14 protein-coding genes are annotated in these 18,457 nt (G+C 72.8%); 6 read left to right on the plus strand and 8 right to left on the minus strand.

Features of this window, described 5'->3' with window-relative positions:
- Positions 1–118 precede the first annotated feature (118 nt).
- Positions 119–1,048 (plus strand): hypothetical protein, encoded by a 930-nt coding sequence (locus tag ACFYXU_RS07580; protein WP_389408324.1) that lies wholly within the window; start codon positions 119–121, stop codon positions 1,046–1,048.
- Positions 1,049–1,052: 4 nt separating this feature from the next.
- On the opposite strand, the gene ACFYXU_RS07585 is transcribed toward ACFYXU_RS07580, so the two are convergent.
- Positions 1,053–1,493, minus strand: coding sequence for a Rieske (2Fe-2S) protein (locus tag ACFYXU_RS07585; RefSeq protein ID WP_376517468.1), 441 nt, complete (start codon positions 1,491–1,493; stop codon positions 1,053–1,055).
- Between the two features lie 424 nt (positions 1,494–1,917).
- Positions 1,918–4,953 carry an excinuclease ABC subunit UvrA gene (uvrA, locus tag ACFYXU_RS07590; protein ID WP_389408323.1) on the minus strand — a complete coding sequence of 1,012 codons (3,036 nt, stop codon included), beginning with the start codon at positions 4,951–4,953 and terminating at the stop codon, positions 1,918–1,920.
- A gap of 156 nt (positions 4,954–5,109) precedes the next feature.
- Between uvrA and ACFYXU_RS07595 the strand changes: the two genes are divergently transcribed.
- The 3 genes from ACFYXU_RS07595 to ACFYXU_RS07605 all read left to right on the plus strand — a co-directional run bounded on the left by ACFYXU_RS07595 (position 5,110) and on the right by ACFYXU_RS07605 (position 7,897).
- Positions 5,110–5,799 carry a maleylpyruvate isomerase family mycothiol-dependent enzyme gene (locus ACFYXU_RS07595; protein WP_389408322.1) on the plus strand — a complete coding sequence of 230 codons (690 nt, stop codon included), beginning with the start codon at positions 5,110–5,112 and terminating at the stop codon, positions 5,797–5,799.
- A 34-nt stretch (positions 5,800–5,833) separates the two neighbouring features.
- Positions 5,834–6,490, plus strand: a complete 657-nt coding sequence (locus tag ACFYXU_RS07600; protein WP_376517461.1) for an MBL fold metallo-hydrolase — start codon at positions 5,834–5,836, stop codon at positions 6,488–6,490.
- A gap of 120 nt (positions 6,491–6,610) precedes the next feature.
- Positions 6,611–7,897 (plus strand): MFS transporter, encoded by a 1,287-nt coding sequence (locus ACFYXU_RS07605; protein ID WP_389408321.1) that lies wholly within the window; start codon positions 6,611–6,613, stop codon positions 7,895–7,897.
- Positions 7,898–7,983: 86 nt separating this feature from the next.
- Here the strand turns inward: ACFYXU_RS07605 and ACFYXU_RS07610 are convergent, their stop codons facing one another.
- The 5 genes from ACFYXU_RS07610 to ACFYXU_RS07630 form a co-directional block, all read right to left on the minus strand.
- Complete coding sequence (locus ACFYXU_RS07610; protein ID WP_376514407.1) at positions 7,984–8,985, minus strand: TerC family protein; 1,002 nt, start codon at positions 8,983–8,985, stop codon at positions 7,984–7,986.
- 231 nt (positions 8,986–9,216) lie between these two features.
- A complete protein-coding gene (locus ACFYXU_RS07615; protein ID WP_389408320.1) occupies positions 9,217–11,100 on the minus strand; it encodes a TerD family protein in 1,884 nt (627 codons plus the stop codon).
- Between the two features lie 100 nt (positions 11,101–11,200).
- Positions 11,201–11,779, minus strand: coding sequence for a TerD family protein (locus ACFYXU_RS07620; RefSeq protein WP_030692674.1), 579 nt, complete (start codon positions 11,777–11,779; stop codon positions 11,201–11,203).
- A 200-nt stretch (positions 11,780–11,979) separates the two neighbouring features.
- Positions 11,980–14,115, minus strand: coding sequence for an excinuclease ABC subunit UvrB (gene uvrB, locus ACFYXU_RS07625; RefSeq protein ID WP_361399906.1), 2,136 nt, complete (start codon positions 14,113–14,115; stop codon positions 11,980–11,982).
- Between the two features lie 72 nt (positions 14,116–14,187).
- Positions 14,188–15,111 carry an MHYT domain-containing protein gene (locus ACFYXU_RS07630; protein WP_389408319.1) on the minus strand — a complete coding sequence of 308 codons (924 nt, stop codon included), beginning with the start codon at positions 15,109–15,111 and terminating at the stop codon, positions 14,188–14,190.
- 251 nt (positions 15,112–15,362) lie between these two features.
- Here ACFYXU_RS07630 and ACFYXU_RS07635 point away from each other — a divergent pair, with 251 nt between their 5' ends.
- Entirely contained in the window at positions 15,363–15,929 is a 567-nt protein-coding gene (locus ACFYXU_RS07635; RefSeq protein WP_389456834.1) for a methylated-DNA--[protein]-cysteine S-methyltransferase, read from the plus strand.
- A 144-nt stretch (positions 15,930–16,073) separates the two neighbouring features.
- Positions 16,074–17,363, plus strand: coding sequence for an MFS transporter (locus tag ACFYXU_RS07640; protein ID WP_389456836.1), 1,290 nt, complete (start codon positions 16,074–16,076; stop codon positions 17,361–17,363).
- A 14-nt stretch (positions 17,364–17,377) separates the two neighbouring features.
- Here the strand turns inward: ACFYXU_RS07640 and ACFYXU_RS07645 are convergent, their stop codons facing one another.
- A complete protein-coding gene (locus ACFYXU_RS07645) occupies positions 17,378–18,358 on the minus strand; it encodes a hypothetical protein (RefSeq protein WP_389456839.1) in 981 nt (326 codons plus the stop codon).
- Positions 18,359–18,457: the final 99 nt, after the last annotated feature.

An 18,457-nucleotide genomic window follows, 5' to 3' on the forward strand; every position in this document is an offset into this window, starting at 1 on the left:
ATCGGACTGTGAACGGTGTGACCCGGGTGTGAACGGACACCCCGGGCCCACCTGCCCGCGCTCCCCACGCGGCACGACGGTCCGTGCCCCCACCGTGAACGTTCACTGAGGAGTCCTCGTGAGCCACACCGAGGCCGATCTGGCGCAGTTGCTGCACACCGGTCCCTTCCATCTGGCGCTGCGCACCGCGCTCGCCGTGCGCGGGCTGCCGCTCCAGCGGGTCCAGCACCATCTCGCGCACCGGGGCGTCAAGGTGGGGGTGACGAGCCTGAGCTACTGGCAGCAGGGCGCCCGCCGACCGCAGCGGCCGGAGTCCCTGAAGGCCGTCCGGGCCCTGGAGGAGGTGCTCCAGCTGCCCGGGAACTCGCTGCTGCGGCTCCTGACGGGGGACGCCGCCGCCCGCTCCGAGGTGGAGCGCCCGGCGGGGCGCTCGTACCGCTCACTGGTGGAGGCCTCGGGCTCGGTGGAGGAGCTGCTCGCCGAGCTGGAGTCACCGGCGGACGGCGGGCTGCACACCGTGGGGCACCACGAGCGGGTACGGATCGGGGCGGGGCGGGAGCTGGTGGGGCGCGAGTCGCAGCACGTGGTGCGCGCACACCGGGACGGCGTGGACCGCTACCTCGCGATCCACCACGGCGACCCCGGCTGCGATCCGTCCGGGGTGGTGGTGCGGGCCGTGGAGAACTGCCGGACGGGCCGGGTGCGGTGGCACGAGGGGACGGGCGTGGTGGTGGCGGAGCTGCTCTTCGACGCGCGGCTGCGGGCCGGGGACACGTACCTGTTCTCGTACGGCTTCGAGGACGGCACGGCGGGGCCGAGCGAGGAGTACGTGCGCGGATTCAGCTTCGCGGGCGGGCAGTACGTGCTCCAGGTCCGCTTCGACGAGGCGGCGCTCCCGGTGCGGTGCCGGAGGTTCGCGCAGGTCTCGGCGGGGGCGCCGCGCGGCGGCCGCGCGGAGCTGACCCTGAGCGGCCGGCACCGCACGGTGCACGTGGTGGAGCAGGGGGTGCGCCCGGGGATCCTGGGGATCGACTGGGACTGGGAGTGAGGTCTCAGGCCTTGGGTGCGGCGGACTCGGGTCCGGCCACGAGCCGGCCGTCCTCGACGCGGACGGGGACCTCGGGGAGCGGGACGGTGGCGGGGCCGCGCACCGCCTTGCCGGTGGTCACGTCGAATCGGCTGCCGTGGCAGGGACAGTTGCCGACGTTCTCCTCGATCTTGTCGAGGACGCAGCCGGCGTGGGTGCACTGGGCGCTGAAGGCCTTGTACTGGCCCTTGGCCGGGCAGCTCACCACGAGCCGCTGTTCGCGGTAGAGCTTGGAACCGCCGACCGGGACCTCGTCGGGCGCGCCGAGCGGGACCGGGGCGGTGGGGGTGGGCACCTCGGCGTGGCCGAGCTTGGAGTCGGTGGAGCAGGCGGCGACGCCCAGCCCGGCGGCTCCGGCGAGGGCCGCGCCTTTCAGTACGGTGCGGCGGCTGGACTGGCCGGACATGAGCGCTCCACGGTTCGCATCGGGGACAAGACCCCCCAGGACTGACCGAACCGACGATACCGGCGCCCCCTCCCCCACCGACGCCCGGCCCCGAGGCAGCGAGCGGAGCCCGGGAAGGGACCTGGGCAGGGCGCAGGCATGACCTTGTGGCAGAGAAACCCCCGGGGGGCCGGGGCAAGGCCCAGAGCGCCCCAGGTAGCTCCCGGACAGGCCCAGGTGGGGCCCCGGCCGGACCCGAGCAAGGCCACGGCCGGGCCCGGAAGGGGGCGCAGGCAGGACGGCTAGCCCCAGGCCCCGCAGGACCCGGGCAAGCCCCAGGCCCGGCAGGCCCCCGGGCGAGGACCAGGCGGGAAACCCGACAGGACCCCCGCCCGCCCCCCCCTTGGTCCCCGGCGGGGGTCCTCGTGGGCCCCCGCCCGGGACCTCAGGCCTTGCGGGTCCTGGCCGTCGACTTCTTGGCCGCGGCCTTCGTCGCGGTGGCCTTCGTGGCGGCCTTGGCCGCACCCGCCTTCGTCGCCGCCGCCTTCGTCGCGGTCTTCTTGGCCGGGGCCTTCGCCGCCGTCTTCTTCCGCGTCCCGCGGGCCGCCGGGATCGTCCCGCCGGCGTCGCTGATCCGGTCGGCGCCGAGGATCTCGCGGAGGAACTTGCCGGTGTGGCTCGCCGGGACCGAGGCGACCTCCTCCGGCGTGCCCTCCGCGACGACGAGACCGCCGCCGCTGCCGCCCTCCGGGCCCATGTCGACGACCCAGTCCGCGGTCTTGATGACGTCCAGGTTGTGCTCGATGACGATCACCGAGTTCCCCTTGTCGACCAGGTTGGACAGGACCTTGATCAGCTTCGAGATGTCCTCGAAGTGGAGACCGGTGGTCGGCTCGTCCAGCACGTAGACCGTGCGGCCCGTCGAGCGCTTCTGGAGCTCGGAGGCGAGCTTGACGCGCTGCGCCTCGCCGCCCGAGAGCGTCGGGGCGGACTGGCCGAGGCGGACGTAACCGAGTCCGACCTCGTTCAGCGTGCGCAGGTGCCGGGCGATCGTCGGGACGGCCTCGAAGAAGTCCAGGGCCTCCTCGATCGGCATGTTCAGGACCTCGGCGATGGACTTGCCCTTGTAGTGGACCTCCAGGGTCTCCCGGTTGTACCGGTCGCCGTGGCAGACCTCGCAGGGGACGTAGACGTCCGGGAGGAAGTTCATCTCGATCTTGATCGTGCCGTCGCCGGAGCAGTTCTCGCAGCGGCCGCCCTTGACGTTGAAGGAGAAGCGGCCGGGCAGGTAGCCCCGGACCTTGGCCTCCATCGTCTCGGCGAAGAGCTTGCGGACGTGGTCGAAGACGCCGGTGTAGGTCGCCGGGTTCGACCGGGGGGTGCGGCCGATCGGGGACTGGTCGACGTGCACGACCTTGTCGACGAGCTCGTCGCCGTCCACGCGCGTGTGCCGTCCGGGCACCGACTTGGCGCCGTTCAGCTCGCGCGCCAGGTGGGTGTAGAGGATGTCGTTGACCAGGGTCGACTTGCCGGAGCCGGAGACCCCGGTGACGGCGGTGAGGACGCCCAGCGGGAAGGAGACGTCGATGTCCCGCAGGTTGTTCTCACGGGCCCCGTGCACGGTGAGCCGGCGGCCCGGGTCCACCGGGCGGCGGATGTCCGGGGTGGAGATCGCCCGGCGGCCGGACAGGTACTGCCCGGTCATCGACTCCTCGTTGGCGAGGAGCTCCTTCAGGGAGCCGGAGTGGACGACCTTGCCGCCGTGCTCGCCGGCGCCGGGGCCGATGTCGACGACCCAGTCGGCGACCTTGATGGTGTCCTCGTCGTGCTCGACGACGATGAGCGTGTTGCCCATGTCCCGGAGCCGGACCAGGGTCTCGATGAGCCGGTGGTTGTCGCGCTGGTGGAGGCCGATGGACGGCTCGTCGAGCACGTAGAGCACGCCGACCAGACCGGAGCCGATCTGGGTGGCGAGCCGGATGCGCTGGGCCTCTCCGCCGGAGAGCGTGCCCGCCGCCCGGTTGAGCGAGAGGTAGTCGAGGCCGACGTCGACGAGGAAGCGCAGCCGCTCGTTGACCTCCTTGAGGACCCGCTCGGCGATCTTCTTGTCCCGCGCGTTCAGCTTGAGGCGCGAGAGGAACTCGGCGCAGTCGCTGATCGACATCGCGGAGACCTCGGCGATGGACCGGTCCATGACCGTGACCGCGAGGACGATCGGCTTGAGGCGGGTGCCCTCGCAGGTGGGGCAGGGCACCTCGCGCATGTAGCCCTCGAAGCGCTCGCGGCTGGAGTCGCTCTCGGCCTCGCTGTGGCGCCGCTTGACGAAGGAGACGGCGCCCTCGAAGGCCGGGGTGGTGTACGCCCGCTCGCGCCCGTACCGGTTGCGGTAGCGGACCTCGACCTGGGTCTTGTGGCCGTGCATCAGGGCCTTCTTGGCGCGCTGCGGCAGCCCGGCGTACGGGATGTCCGTGCGGAAGCCGAGGGCCTGGGAGAGGCCGCCGATGAGCCGGCCGAAGTACTCCTTGGTGTGGCCGTGCGACCAGGGGTGGATCGCTCCCTCGTCGAGGGACTTGTCCTCGTCGGGGACGATCAGCTCCGGGTCGACCTCCATGCGGGTGCCGATGCCGGTGCAGTCGGGGCAGGCGCCGAAGGGCGAGTTGAAGGAGAAGGAGCGGGGCTCCAGCTCCTCGAAGGAGAGGTCGTCGTACGGGCAGTAGAGGTGCTCCGAGTACATCCGCTCGCGCTCGGGGTCGTCCTCGGCGAGGTCGACGAAGTCGAGCACGACCATGCCGCCGGAGAGTCCGAGCGCGGTCTCGACGGAGTCGGTGAGCCGGCGCTTGGCGCTGTCCTTCACGGTGAGGCGGTCGACGACCACCTCGATCGTGTGCTTCTCCTGCTTCTTCAGCGTCGGCGGCTCGCTCAGCTGGACGGTCACGCCGTCGACCCGGGCCCGGCTGTAGCCCTTGGTCTGGAGGTCGGCGAAGAGGTCGACGAACTCGCCCTTGCGCTCGCGCACGAGCGGGGAGAGCACCTGGAAGCGGCTGCCCTCGGGCAGCTCCAGGACCTTGTCGACGATGGCCTGCGGCGACTGCCGGGAGATGGGCCGGCGGCACTCGGGACAGTGCGGCTTGCCGATGCGGGCGAAGAGCAGGCGGAGGTAGTCGTAGACCTCCGTGATCGTGCCGACCGTCGAGCGCGGGTTGCGCGAGGTCGACTTCTGGTCGATGGAGACGGCGGGCGAGAGCCCCTCGATGAAGTCGACGTCCGGCTTGTCCATCTGACCGAGGAACTGCCGGGCGTAGGAGGAGAGCGACTCGACGTACCGGCGCTGCCCCTCGGCGAAGATCGTGTCGAACGCGAGGGAGGACTTGCCCGACCCCGAGAGCCCGGTGAAGACGATGAGGGAGTCACGCGGGAGGTCGAGCGAGACGTTCTTGAGGTTGTGCTCGCGAGCGCCACGGACGATGAGACGGTCGGCCACGCCGGTCCGCACCTTTCTTGAGAGAGCGGATGTGCCTGACACATCCAACAACCAAGGATGCCGGATGCTTCCATCGAGCCTATAGCACGCACATTCGATTTCCGGCCGTCCCGAGACTGCTTCACCCGAACGAGTGGCGGCGCTAGGGTCGGCGCCATGATCGATCACGAACGTGACCTCGCCTCCGTGCACCAGGCGACGGACCGCCTGCTGGCCGCCGCCTCCTCCTGGGACAACGCGGCGACGGCCGAGCCGTCACGGCTTCCGGGCTGGACCCGCGGCCATGTCCTCGCCCACGTGGCCCGTAACGCCGACGCCCTCGTGAACGTCCTCCAGGGACGTCCCATGTACGCGGACGCCGCGACCAGGGACGCCGACATCGAGCGGGACGCCGCCCGTCCGCTCGACGTCCAGATCGCCGACCTGCGGGAGAGCGGCGACCGCTTCCGGGCCGTCGGCGCGGAGCCCGCCGACTGGAGCCGCACGGTGGAGCTCCGCAACGGGGTCACCGACAGCGCCTCCCGGATCCCCTTCCGGCGCTGGGCCGAGGTCGCCCTGCACCACGTCGACCTGGGCGCCGGTTACGAGCTGGAGGACCTGCCGGACGAGTTCGTCCTGCGGGAGATCGACTTCCTGGCGGAGCGGTTCGCCGGTCACCCCCACGTGCCCTCGACCGCCGTCCGCGCCGACGACGGCCGGGTCTGGACGACCGGCGGCGGCGCCGAGGGAGCCTCGGTGGGCGTCTCCGGCCCCGCCCCCGAGCTCCTCGGCTGGCTCGCCGGCCGCCGCGACGGCTCCGCCCTGAAGACCGAGGGCGGCCCCCTGCCGAAGCTTCCGGCGCTGTAGCCCCACCGTCACTCCCCGGGGCTAGTCTGAGGCCATGACGTACAGCGGAGTGGTGAAGGTCGGCGGCGCGGCGGACGTGCACGAGCTGACGGACCTGATGATCTCGAAGGTCGCGGTCGGCCCGATGGACAACAACGCGTATCTGCTGCGCTGCCGGGCCACCGGCGAGCAGCTACTGATCGACGCGGCCAACGAGGCCGGGACGCTCCTCACGCTGATCGGTGACGACGGCATCGCCGCCGTCGTCACCACCCACCGGCACGGCGACCACTGGCAGGCCCTGGAGGAGGTCGTGGCCGCGACCGGCGCCAGGACCTACGCGGGCGCGTACGACGCGGAGGGCGTCCCGGTCCCGACCGACGTGCCCGTCGAGGACGGCGACACGATCCGGGTGGGCCGGGTCGAGCTGACCGCGCGCCGGCTGGTCGGCCACACCCCGGGCTCGATCGCCCTGGTCTACGACGACCCGCACGGACACCCGCACGTCTTCACCGGCGACTGCCTCTTCCCCGGCGGCGTGGGCAACACGTGGAAGGACCCGGAGGCCTTCGCGAGCCTGATCCACGACGTGGAGACCAAGCTGTTCGCGGCCCTGCCCGACGAGTCCTGGATCTACCCCGGCCACGGCAGGGACACCACGCTCGGTGACGAGCGCCCGCACCTCGCGGAGTGGCGCGAGCGCGGCTGGTGATCCCCGGCGCGCGGCCCCCGAGCTGCGCGCCTCCGCACGCCCCCGTAACCGGGACGGCGGCGGGGTAGTTGGCGCCACATGCGCCAAAGTCACCCTCCGTCGCCGGTCCGGACGCCCTCGATGGGACGGCTCGCCGCCGCCTCGCTCGTCGGCACCGCCATCGAGTTCTTCGACTTCTTCGTGTACGGGACGGCCGCCGCCCTCGTCCTGGGGCCGCTCTTCTTCCCCACGTTCTCCCCGACGGCGGGGACCCTGGCCGCCTTCGGCACCTTCGCCGCCGGGTTCCTCGCCCGCCCCCTGGGCTCGGTCCTCTTCGGACACGTCGGCGACCGCCACGGCCGGCGGCCGGTCCTCTTCGCCTCGCTGCTCCTGACCGGCTGCGCCACCGTCGCGGTCGGCTTCGTCCCGACGTACGCGACGGTGGGCATCGCCGCGCCGGCGCTCCTGCTGACCCTCCGCTTCCTCCAGGGCCTCGGGCTGGGCGGCGAGTGGGGCGGGGCGGTCCTGCTCACCGCCGAGCACGCCCCCGAGCACCGGCGCGCGCTGTGGTCGAGCTTCCCGCAGATCGGGCCGTCGATCGGCTTCCTCCTGGCGAACGGGGTGATGCTGGCGCTCACCGCCGGGCTGAGCGACGCGGAGTTCCGCTCCTGGGGCTGGCGGGTGCCGTTCTGGGCGGCGGGGCTGCTGGCGCTCGTCGGACTGCTGCTGCGCTCCTCGCTGGCGGAGACCCCGCAGTTCGAGGCGCTGTCGGCGGCCGGGCGGCGCGCGGGCGCCCCGCTGGCCGAGATCGTGCGCGACCACTGGCGCCTCGTGCTGCTGACGGCCGGGGCGCTCGCCGTCGGGTACGCCGTCTTCTACTCGGTCTCCACCTGGGCGCTGGCCTACGGCACCGAGCGGCTCGGGGTGAGCAGCGCCGTGATGCTGGCCTGTGTGATGGCGGCGGTGGCCGTGATGGGCGTGGTGACCCCGTTCGTGGCGCTCCTCGGCGACCGGTGGGGCCGCCGCCCGCTCTGCATGGCGGGGTGCGCGGCCTCGGCGCTCTGGATGTTCCCGATGGCGGCCCTGCTGCACACCGCCCGGCCGCCGCTGATGTTCCTGGGGTTCCTGGGGGCGCTGCTGGCCTTCATCACGATGTTCTCGGTGGTCGCCGCGTACCTTCCGGAGCTGTACGAGCCCCGCGTCCGCTGCACCGGCGCCGCCGTCGGGTACAACCTGGGCGGTGTCCTGGGCGGTGCGCTGACGCCGATCGTGGCCACGACCCTCTCCGAGGGCGGCTCCGGCCCGCCCTGGGGCGTCGCGGCCTATCTGACCCTGGTCGCCCTGGTGAGCCTCGGCTGTTTCGCCCTCCTCCCGGAGACCCTTCCGGGCCGTGCCGGGGAACCGGCACCGGAGGCCGCCGTCATCTGAGCCCCCGGCACGGTGCGCGGGCCCCGCGGACACGGCGACGGCCGACCGGAGGGATCCGGTCGGCCGTCGGTGTGGGGGGAAGGGCGTCAGGCCTCGACGCTGTCCTTCTGGGTGTCCTCGGGGGCGCCCTCCGCGGCCTCGCGCTGTGCCTGCCTCCTGGAGGCGATCAGGCTGGTGATGGTCGTGATGACCAGGACACCGCCGATGAACGCCAGCGAGAACGGGATGGTGATCTCCGGGACGTGCACCCCGGACTCGTGCAGCGCGTGCAGCACGAGCTTCACGCCGATGAAGCCGAGGATCACCGACAGGCCGTAGCTGAGGTGGACCAGCTTCTTGAGCAGGCCGCCGATCAGGAAGTACAGCTGCCGCAGACCCATGAGGGCGAAGGCGTTGGCGGTGAAGACGATGTACGGGTCCTGGGTGAGGCCGAAGATCGCCGGGATGGAGTCGAGGGCGAAGAGGATGTCGGTGGTGCCGATGGCCAGCATGACGACCATCAGCGGGGTCATGATCCGCTTGCCGTTGTTGACGATGAAGAGCTTGGTGCCGTGGTAGCGGTCGGCGACGCCGAACCTCTTCTCGGCCATCTTGAGGAGACGGTTCTCCTCCCAGTCGTCCTCCTCCTCGTCGGAGCGCGCCTCCTGGATGAGCTTCCAGGCGGTGTAGATCAGGAACGCGCCGAAGATGTAGAACACCCAGGAGAAGCTCGCGATGATCGCGGCGCCCGCGGCGATGAAGATCGTGCGGAGCACCAGGGCGATCACCACGCCCACGAGCAGCACGCGCTGCTGGAGGTGCGAGGGGACCGCGAACTTCGCCATGATGAGGACGAAGACGAAGAGGTTGTCGACGCTGAGCGACTTCTCGGTGACATAGCCCGCGAAGAACTCGCCCGACGCCTGGCTGTTGCCGAAGACCAGCAGGCCGATTCCGAAGAGCACGGCCAGCACGATCCAGACGACCGTCCAGATTCCGGCTTCCTTGACCGACACGTCATGGGGCTTGCGCCCGATGAAGAAGTCGGCACCGATCAGGGCAGCGAGACCGAGAATGGTCACTACCCACAGGGTCATTGAAACGTCCACTGCGCCTCCGGCGTCGTACGGCTACTGATCAGCGTCGTCGCTGCCGGAGGTCTCTTCCACCCGGGCGGCCAACGGGCCGCCGGGCCGACGCCCCGGGATCGGATCGTTGAAGATCCGTCCGTATTGACGGGTACGCCGCGCAATGGGGAGTACTCCCCTCCGCACCAAGAAGACTACCCGAAAGACCAAGAGAAGGTAAAGGGAAGGGTAAAGAGCCCTCAAAAGACCAGGTCAGAGTGCCTTTCCGTGGCGGGCGATCGCCACCTGGGTGAGGACCTGGCGGAGGACCGTACTGCCCGGCGGAACCAGCGGCGGCTCGTACGACCAGGCGTGGCCGACCCAGGGATCGGCGAGGTGGTCGTCGGCCACGGGGGTGAGCCGCAGGAGCGAACGCCACAGGGGGTCGAGCAGCGGCCCGTACGCCGCCGCGTCCTCCCGGTCCGCGACCATCAGCAGGTGGACGCCGACCGAGGGGCCCTCGTCGGCGAGGTACCGCAGCCGGGTGACCGCCCGGTCGTCGAATCCGTGCGGGAAGTCGTGCACGATCAGCAGTTGCCGGGCCGCGTCCAGACCCGGCGGCAGCGCGTCGGCCGCACCGCCCCGCAGGGCCATCTGCAACAGGTCGACCCGCTCGGTGAGCTGCTCCAGGACCGCCGAGACACCCGCCGCTCCCCGGGCGGGCGGCGCGGCCGCCCCCGACTCCACGAGCGGCGCGAGAGCGGCGGCACCCGCGCCCGCCGGGTCGACGAGATGGACGGTGAAGGCGCCGGCGGGGTGCGCCGCGAGGAGCCGCGCCGCGTGCGCCACCGCGCAGTCCAGGGCGAGCCGCCGCAGTTCGGCCTCGTCGAGGAAGGCGGCCGCCTCGCTCCCGCCCCGGCCGGAGTCCACCCAGAGCCCACGCTCCAGCGGCAGCCGGAGGAGCATGGGGATCCGCAGGTCGGTCCGCTCGGGAAGGTGCAGGTCGCCGAGGCGGACGGCCATCGGCTCCTCCTCCGGGACGCGGTACGCCTGCCAGACGGGGCTGTCCCAGCGGGCGTACGCGACGGGCAGCGCCGGCTCGACGACCTCGGACTCGGCGGCGAGCTGGGCGAGGTCCCGGTCCAGCGCCTCGCGGGCGCGCCCCACGAGCTCGTCGTGCCGGGCGCGGGCCGCGGCCCGCGCGGCGTCGTTCGCGCCGCCGGCCCGGGCCCGGTAGTCGGTGAGCGTCTCGTCGAGCTCCCGGTCGAGCCGGGACTCCGCGAAGTCGCGGGCGCTGCGATAGGCGGCCGCGGTGCGGGCCAGGTCCTCGAACATGCCCCACACCTGGTTGTAGAGCCGCTCGTCCATGGACCAGCCGGAGGCGTCCCCGGCGACCGGCGCGGGCGGCGCCTGCCGGGGCTCGGGGGCGGGGGCGGCCGCGCGCCGGGGGTGCGCGTAGTTCAGGGGCCCGCCGGACGCCGGTGCGGGGGCGGGCGCGGGGGTGGGGACGGGTGCCGACGGGGGCGCGGCGGTCGGCTCCGGCGAGGGCGGCGCCGTGTGGTGGACCCGCTCCGGCTGCGGCAGACGGGGGGCGGCGGGCTCGGCCGGCCGGCCCCGCTCGGGTGCCACGGCCGCCAGGATCGACGCGGCCAGCTCCTCGGGGCGCTCCAGGCCCTGGTCGCCGAGGAGGGCGGCGAGCCCGCCCTCGTACCCCTGGCCCATGGCGCGGACCTTCCAGGTGCCCTGGCGGCGGTAGAGCTCCAGGGCCACGACGGCGGTCTCGCGGTCGAGTCCGGTGAGGGTGTAGCTGGCGATCTCCTCGCCGTCGGCCCCGGCGACGGCGACGAAGGGGGCGGCGAGGGCTCCGAAGCGGGTGGCGGCGCCGGTGAGCGCGAGGAGGACGGAGACCCGGTGGACGGCGTCGGGGACCGCGTCCAGGTCGACGGTGAGCCGGTGGTCGGCGGCGGCCCGTCCGGGCACGCCGATCCCGGGGACGGCGGGTGCGCCGGGGTGGGCGATCCGCTCCGCGCCGGTGACCCGGCCCTGTTCGTCCCCGAGGGTGACCCCGGCGACGACGGGGTGGCCGGCCGACACCCGGATCTCCAGTCGGGTCTCGGGCAGGGGGTGGTTCTGTCCCCGGACCAGCTCGGCCGTCATCGTCTCTGTCCCCTCAGCGGTTCCTGGTGCGCGTTCATGCGGGACAGCTCCCGGTGGCCTGGTGCCTCCGGGAGCTGCGGGTGTGCCGGGCGGGGCCCGACTACAGGTGCGGCAGGATCGCCGGCATGAGGTCCTGGAAGGTGCGGCCGTTGGCCGGGTTGCCCAGGGCGGTCATCTGCCAGCCGGAGCCGACCCGGTGCACCTTCGCCATGATCTGCGCGGTGTAGTTGCCGCCGCCGTCGAGGGTGTAGCGGGCGAGCTCCTGCCCGTTCGTCTCGTCGACGATCCGGCAGAAGGCGTTCTGTACCTCCTGGAACGTCTGGCCGGTGAAGGAGTTCACCGTGAAGACGATCTGGTCGATGTGGACCGGCACCCGCTCCAGGTCCACGAGGATCGCCTCGTCGTCGCCGCCCTGGCCCGCGCCGCCGACCAGGTTGTCACCGGTGTGCTTGACCGAGCCGTCGTCGCTGACCAGGTGACGGAAGAAGACGACGTCGACCGGCTGCTTCTCGGCGAAGAGCACGGCCGAGGCGTCCAGGTCGATCTCCCGCGTGCGCGAGCCGAAGAGGCCGCGGCGCGGCGCCGCCTGCCAGCCGAGCCCCATCCGCACCTGGGTGAGGCTGCCGCCGCCCCTCTTCTCCAGGCTGATGGCCTGACCCTTGGTCATGTTGACCGACACGCGCTTGCCCCTCTCGTTGGCGATTCCCCGCGCCCGCTGTCCGGTGCGTGCGGTTGTGTCGAGCACCCTACGCAGCGGCACCGACACCGAGGAGACTCGGTCCGGTTTTGTGTCGGTCTTGCAACACACCGGACCGTCCCCCGCGCCCGCCCCCGGCCGGGTCGGCTCCCGGCCGGGGGCGTCGGACCGCCGTCGCCCCGTCAGGCGAGTCCCGCCTCCTTCATCTGGCGCAGCTCCTTCTTCAGCTCGCCCACCTCGTCCCGGAGCCGGGCCGCGACCTCGAACTGCAGCTCCGCGGCGGCGGCGCGCATCCGGTCCGTCATCTCCTCGATGATCGCGGCCAGTTGGGTGGCGGGCCGGTCGCCGAGCTCGACGGTCGACCCGGCCTTGCCGCCCTTGCGGCCCGTGGGGCCGTGCGCGGCGAGCGAGGGCACGGGGGCCTTCGCGGCCTTGCCCTCCTTGCCCTGCCGGTAGCCGGTGCCGAGCAGCTCCTCGGTGTCGATCTCCTCGCGCGCGATGGTCGCGACGATGTCGTTGATCTTCTTGCGGAGCGGCTGCGGGTCGATGCCGCGCTCGGTGTTGTACGCGATCTGCTTCTCGCGGCGCCGGTTGGTCTCCTCGATGGCCTGCTCCATCGCCGGGGTGATCCGGTCCGCGTACATGTGGACCTGTCCCGACACGTTGCGCGCGGCGCGGCCGATGGTCTGGATGAGGGAGGTCCCGGAGCGCAGGAAGCCCTGCTTGTCGGCGTCGAGGATCGCGACGAGGGACACCTCGGGCAGGTCGAGGCCCTCGCGGAGCAGGTTGATGCCGACGAGGACGTCGTACTCCCCGGCCCGCAGCTCGCGCAGCAGCTCGATGCGGCGCAGGGTGTCGACATCGCTGTGCAGGTAGCGGACCTGGATGCCGAGCTCCAGGAAGTAGTCGGTGAGGTCCTCGGCCATCTTCTTGGTGAGCGTGGTGACGAGGACCCGCTCGTCGCGCTCGGCGCGCAGCCGGATCTCGTGGACGAGGTCGTCGATCTGGCCCTCGGTGGGCTTGACCACGACCTCGGGGTCGACGAGTCCGGTGGGGCGGATGATCTGCTCGACGAAGCCGTCGCCGCGCGAGAGCTCGTACGTCCCGGGGGTGGCGGAGAGGTAGACGGTCTGGCCGATCCGCTCCTGGAACTCCTCCCACTTCAGGGGGCGGTTGTCGAGGGCGGAGGGGAGCCGGAAGCCGTGGTCGACGAGGGTCCGCTTGCGGGAGGCGTCGCCCTCGTACATGGCGCCGATCTGCGGCACGGTGACGTGCGACTCGTCGATGACGAGGAGGAAGTCCTCGGGGAAGTAGTCGAGGAGCGTGTTGGGCGCGGAGCCGGGCTCGCGGCCGTCGAAGTGCATCGAGTAGTTCTCGATGCCGGAGCAGGAGCCGATCTGGCGCATCATCTCGATGTCGTAGGTGGTGCGCATGCGCAGACGCTGGGACTCCAGGTGCTTGCCCTGCTTGTCGAGCTCGGCGAGGCGGCCCTCCAGCTCGCGCTCGATGTCGTTGACTGCCCGCTCCATGCGCTCGGGGCCCGCGACGTAGTGGCTGGCGGGGAAGACGTACAGCTCGTCGTCGTCGCTGATGACCTCGCCGGTGAGCGGGTGGAGGGTGGAGAGGGCCTCGATCTCGTCGCCGAACATCTCGATGCGGACGGCGAGCTCCTCGTACACCGGGAAGATCTCGATGGTGTCGCCGCGCACCCGGAAGGTGCCCCGGGTGAAGGCCAGGTCGTTCCGGGTGTACTGGATGTCGACGAAGCGGCGGAGCAGCTGGTCGCGGTCGATCTCCTCGCCGACCTTCAGCGGGACCATCCGGTCCACGTACTCCTGGGGGGTGCCGAGGCCGTAGATGCAGGAGACGGAGGCGACCACGACGACGTCCCGCCGGGTGAGCAGCGAGTTCGTCGCGGAGTGGCGAAGCCGCTCCACCTCCTCGTTGATGGAGGAGTCCTTCTCGATGTACGTGTCCGACTGGGGGACGTACGCCTCGGGCTGGTAGTAGTCGTAGTACGAGACGAAGTACTCGACCGCGTTGTTCGGCAGGAGCTCGCGGAACTCGTTGGCCAGCTGCGCGGCCAGCGTCTTGTTCGGCGCCATCACCAGGGTGGGGCGCTGGAGCTTCTCGATCATCCAGGCGGTGGTCGCCGACTTGCCGGTGCCGGTGGCGCCGAGGAGCACGACATCCTTCTCGCCCGCGCGGACGCGCCGCTCGAGGTCGGCGATGGCGGTCGGCTGGTCGCCGCTGGGCTTGTACTCGCTGACGACCTCGAAGGGCGCCACCGAACGTTCGATCTTGGAAACGGGCCGCATGCAACCACCGTACGACCCGGCACCGACAGTCGTGCGCCGATCGGCCCGGCGTCCGGCCTCAGGGGCCCCCGCTCACCAGTCCTGGGAACGGTGCACGGCGCGCGGGACGCTCCGGCCGGCCGCCCGGCGCCCGGGGCGTCGGGCGGGGTGCCGGGTGGGGCGGGAGGTCCAGTTGGCGGGCTCGCCGTAGGACGGCACGTGGCGCGGGGCGGGCACGCCGGGCCGGTGCGGGGGCCGGGCGGCCGGCCGCTGCCAGTCCGGGTCGCCCATCACCAGCAGCGGGTCGAACATGACGACGACGGCGGCCAGGATCAGGAAGACCGCCGGGCCGATCAGCATGGGCAGGAGGAGCGAGGTGGCGGTGTCCCCGGTCCCGGGGCGGGCCCCGGCGCCGTGCAGGTGGACGCTGACGGCCGCCATGGCCGTGTAGTGCATACCGCTGACGGCTCCGCCCATCACCAGGCTCGCGCCGAGACTGGCCAGGAAGCCATGGACCGAGGCGGCCGCCCAGAGGGCCGCGGTCGCGGCGACGACGGCGATGACCACGGAGGCGGCGACGGTGAGCGGGTCGTACTCGATCCGGCCCTGGAAGCGCATTCCGGCCATGCCGAGGTAGTGCATGGTGGCGACGCCGAGTCCCGTGATGGTGCCGCCGGTGACCAGCGTGAGGGCGGTCGCGCCGCGATAGCCGACGATGAAGATGCCGACGCCGACCATGAGGACGGCGACGCCCAGGCTGGCGAAGGTGAGCGGGCGGTCGTAGCCGACGGGCGCCTGCTGGACGGAGAAGCCCATCATCGCGATGAAGTGCATCGTCCAGATGCCGGTGCCGATCGAGGTGGCGCCGAGGGCGAGCCAGCCCGCCTTGAAGCTGTCCCGGTGACGGAGCGATCTGGTGGTGCACCGCAGGCCGAGGGCGCCGCCGAGGCAGGCCATGAGAAAGGCGGCCACCGGCGTCACGAGCCCGTAGCTGAATCCGTCGACCGTGCCCTGCATGAGCGTCTGTCCTCCACCCCTGGTGGTGCAACGTCGTCCGAAAACAGTCGGTACCGCTGGGTAGTACTACCGGGGCGAGATTATGGCGCGCGCGGCGCCCGGCGACCACGTGACCGGGGAATTTCCGTTCGCGAGACCGGAGCGAGACCGCTCCGTGATCTCGGCCGGGGGTCCGGACCGGCCCGTCGGCCCCGCTCGCGCTTCTGGCCGACGGCCGGGGGTTGTCGGTGGCGGGCCGTACCGTGGGCGGCATGGACATCGACACGGAGGCGGCGGGCCCGGAGCGGGCCGGCACGGTGGAGTGGACGGTCGTGGAGAGCGCCATCGGGCCGCTCCTCCTCGCCGCGACCGGGCGGGGGCTCGTGCAGGTCGGTTTCCACGCCGACCCGGCGCGGCGCGAGCGGATGCTCGACCGGCTGGCGGGGCAGCTCGGCGCGGAGCCGGTGGAGTGCGCGTCGGGACGGCTCGCGGAGGCGGTGCGGCGGCTCGACCGGTACTTCGCGGGCGAGCGGGACGCCCTCGACCTGCCGCTGGACTGGACCCTGACGACCGGCTTCCACCGGCAGGTGCTGCGCGAGCTGGCGACGGGCGTCCCGTACGGCACGGTCGTCGGGTACGGGGAGCTGGCGAGGCGCGTGGGGCAGCCGGGCGCGGCGCAGGCGGTCGGCGCGGCGATGGGCGCCAATCCGCTGCCGCTGGTGGTGCCCTGCCACCGGGTGGTGGAGAGCGACGGCGGTCTCGGGGGCTTCGGGGGCGGCCTGGAGACGAAGAGACAGCTGCTGGCCCTGGAGGGCGTGCTGCCCGCCCCGCTCTTCTGACCTTCCGGACAGGGGGAGCGGGCGGAGGCGGTGCTTCTGGCCTTCCGACAGAAAAGCGGGCGGAGGCGACCCTCTGGCCCTCCGGGCAGGGGGCGGACAGAGGCGGCGTTCCCATCCTGTGGGACGGCTGGCACACTCACGTAAGTGACACATACCCCCAGTGCCCCTGACTCCGTCGCGCCCGGCCACAGATCCTTCCCCGTCACCCCTGACGCGCTGCCCGCGCTCCGACGGCGGGTCCAGGCCGGACTGATCGCCACCCAGATCCTGGGCGGCCTCGGCATCGCGATCGGCTTCGCGCTCGCCGCCGTGCTGGCGCGGGACGTGAGCGGCACCGAGGCGCTGTCCGGTCTGGCGTCGACGGCGTCGGTCGCCGGGTCCGCGCTGGTCGCCATGCCGCTGGCCACGCTGATGACCCGGCGGGGCCGCCGGGCGGGGCTCGTCCTGGCCTATCTCCTCGCGGCGGTGGGCGCCGGTGTGGTGGTGCTGGGGGCCGTCCTCGGGAACTTCCCCCTGCTGCTGGCCGGGCTCGTCGGCTTCGGGGCGGGGTCCTCGGCGAATCTGGCGGCCCGCTTCGCCGCCGCCGACCTGGCCGAGCCGGACCGCAGGGCCCGGGCCATCTCCACGGTGGTGTGGGCGACCACGATCGGCGCGGTGCTCGGCCCGAACGTCGCCGCGCCCGCCGGGAAGAGCGTCTCGGGCCTGGGCATACCGGCCGCCGCGGGCCCGTTCGTCTGGGCCGCCGGCGTCTTCGTGCTCGCCGCCGCCGTGGTGGCCGTGCTGCTGCGCCCGGACCCGCTGCTCACCGCCCGCGCCCTGGACGCCGGGGCGGGCGGGGCGCCGGAGGGGCGCTCCCTGCGGGCCGGGATGGAGGCGGTCCGGAGGTCCCCTCGGGCCCGGATCGCGCTGGTCACCATCGCGGGCGCGCACACCGCCATGGTGTCGATCATGTCGATGACGCCGGTGGCGCTCACGCATCACGGCGCCGGCATCCAGCTGGTCGGACTCGTCATCAGCGGGCACATCACCGGGATGTACGCCTTCTCGCCGCTGATGGGCTGGCTGTCCGACCGGCTGGGCCGCCTAGCGGTCATCGGACTCGCGGTCGGGCTGATCGGCACGGCGGCGCTCGTCGCGGGCACGGCGGGAGCGTCGCACGGCCGCACCGCCCTGGGCCTGTTCATCCTCGGCCTGGGCTGGTCGGCGGGGCTCGTGTCGGGATCGGCCCTGCTCACCGACTCGGTGCCGCAGGCGGCGCGGGCCGCGGTCCAGGGGCTCTCCGACTTCGTGATGAACACGGCCGCCGGGCTCGGCGGCCTCGCGGCGGGCCTGATCGTCGCGAAGGCGGGCTACGGTCCGCTGAACGCGATCGCCGCCTGTCTGCTCCTGCCGATGGCGGCGCTCGCGCTGCGGGGCGCGGTCCGCAAGGCCTGACCGGGTCCGGCCCCTCACCGCGGCGCCGCCGGGGACGAGGCCCCGTCGGCCAGCCGCCGCGGGGCGCCCGTGCCGTCGGCGGGCACCGACCAGACGGCGCCTCCGTATCCGTACGCGAGGGTCCGCGCGTCCGTCCACAGCGCCTGGTCGTCGATGCCGCGCCGCTCGGCGACGGCGTGCTCGCGTCCGGTGCGCAGGTCGTACACGTAGAGCCGCCAGGGCTCGCGCGGGCCGTCGGACACCCGCTTCTTGAAGGCGACGCGGCTTCCGTCCGGGGAGAGCGAGGGGCATTCGACGTTCTCCCGCAGGGCCCGGGCGGACCAGTTCCGCAGGTCCCCCTCGACCAGCCGGGTCCGGCCGCCCGTCGAGACGGTGGCGTAGAAGCGGTTGTCGTCGGAGGCGAAGCTGACGCCCCAGTAGTTGACGTCGGGGGCGTGGTGGCGACGGCCGTCGAGGGTGAGCGGGATCTGCTCGATGTTCTTGACCAGATAGCCGGTGCGCAGGTCGAGGATCGAAGTGCGGGTGGAGAAGGCCGAGCGCGCGTACGAGTCGCCGGTGGCGAACATCGTCCAGGACAGCACGCGCCCCGAGGCGGAGACCCGGGCCCGGCTCGGGATGCCCGGCAGGCCGATGCGGCGCACCTCGCGGAGCCGCCGGTCGAGCACCAGGACGTACGAGCGGGCCGGGACGCCCGGCCGCCGCCGGAGGCAGAGGGCGGTGCCCCCGGCGGCGTGGAAGCGGTCGCAGGAGGGGCCTCCGGCCACCCGTCCGCCGGGCGCGGCGGGGTCCACGCGGGCGACCCGCCCGCTCGCGGTGTCCCGGACGTAGAGCGCGCCGGGACCGGCGTCCAGGCCGAAGCCGGGGTCGGCGGTCCCGGCGGCGGCGGCCCGCCCGGAGGCGGCCCGCAGGGTGTAGGCGGTGGCCCCGCCGCCGAGCAGCAGGAGGGCGAGGACGAGGATCGCCGCACGCGCGCGCGTGGAGGCGGGAACGTTCATGTCGGGGTCCCTTCGGGATGCGGCCCGGACGGCGACGGCCTGACCAACGGCCCGGACGACGACGACCTGACGGACGGCCCGGACGACGACGATGACTGC

Origin of the sequence: Streptomyces sp. NPDC002232 (assembly GCF_042890295.1) — a bacterium.
GTDB lineage: Bacteria > Actinomycetota > Actinomycetes > Streptomycetales > Streptomycetaceae > Streptomyces.

What these genes read in the sequence shown, in the direction of transcription:
- ACFYXU_RS07585 (WP_376517468.1), bottom strand. Translation starts at nt 1,493, where the DNA reads ATGTCCGGCCAGTCCAGCCGCCGCACCGTACTGAAAGGCGCGGCCCTC.
- ACFYXU_RS07595 (WP_389408322.1), top strand. Translation starts at nt 5,110, where the DNA reads ATGATCGATCACGAACGTGACCTCGCCTCCGTGCACCAGGCGACGGAC.
- ACFYXU_RS07600 (WP_376517461.1), top strand. Translation starts at nt 5,834, where the DNA reads ATGACGTACAGCGGAGTGGTGAAGGTCGGCGGCGCGGCGGACGTGCAC.
- ACFYXU_RS07605 (WP_389408321.1), top strand. Translation starts at nt 6,611, where the DNA reads ATGGGACGGCTCGCCGCCGCCTCGCTCGTCGGCACCGCCATCGAGTTC.
- ACFYXU_RS07615 (WP_389408320.1), bottom strand. Translation starts at nt 11,100, where the DNA reads ATGACGGCCGAGCTGGTCCGGGGACAGAACCACCCCCTGCCCGAGACC.
- uvrB (WP_361399906.1), bottom strand. Translation starts at nt 14,115, where the DNA reads ATGCGGCCCGTTTCCAAGATCGAACGTTCGGTGGCGCCCTTCGAGGTC.
- ACFYXU_RS07630 (WP_389408319.1), bottom strand. Translation starts at nt 15,111, where the DNA reads ATGCAGGGCACGGTCGACGGATTCAGCTACGGGCTCGTGACGCCGGTG.
- ACFYXU_RS07635 (WP_389456834.1), top strand. Translation starts at nt 15,363, where the DNA reads ATGGACATCGACACGGAGGCGGCGGGCCCGGAGCGGGCCGGCACGGTG.
- ACFYXU_RS07645 (WP_389456839.1), bottom strand. Translation starts at nt 18,358, where the DNA reads ATGAACGTTCCCGCCTCCACGCGCGCGCGTGCGGCGATCCTCGTCCTC.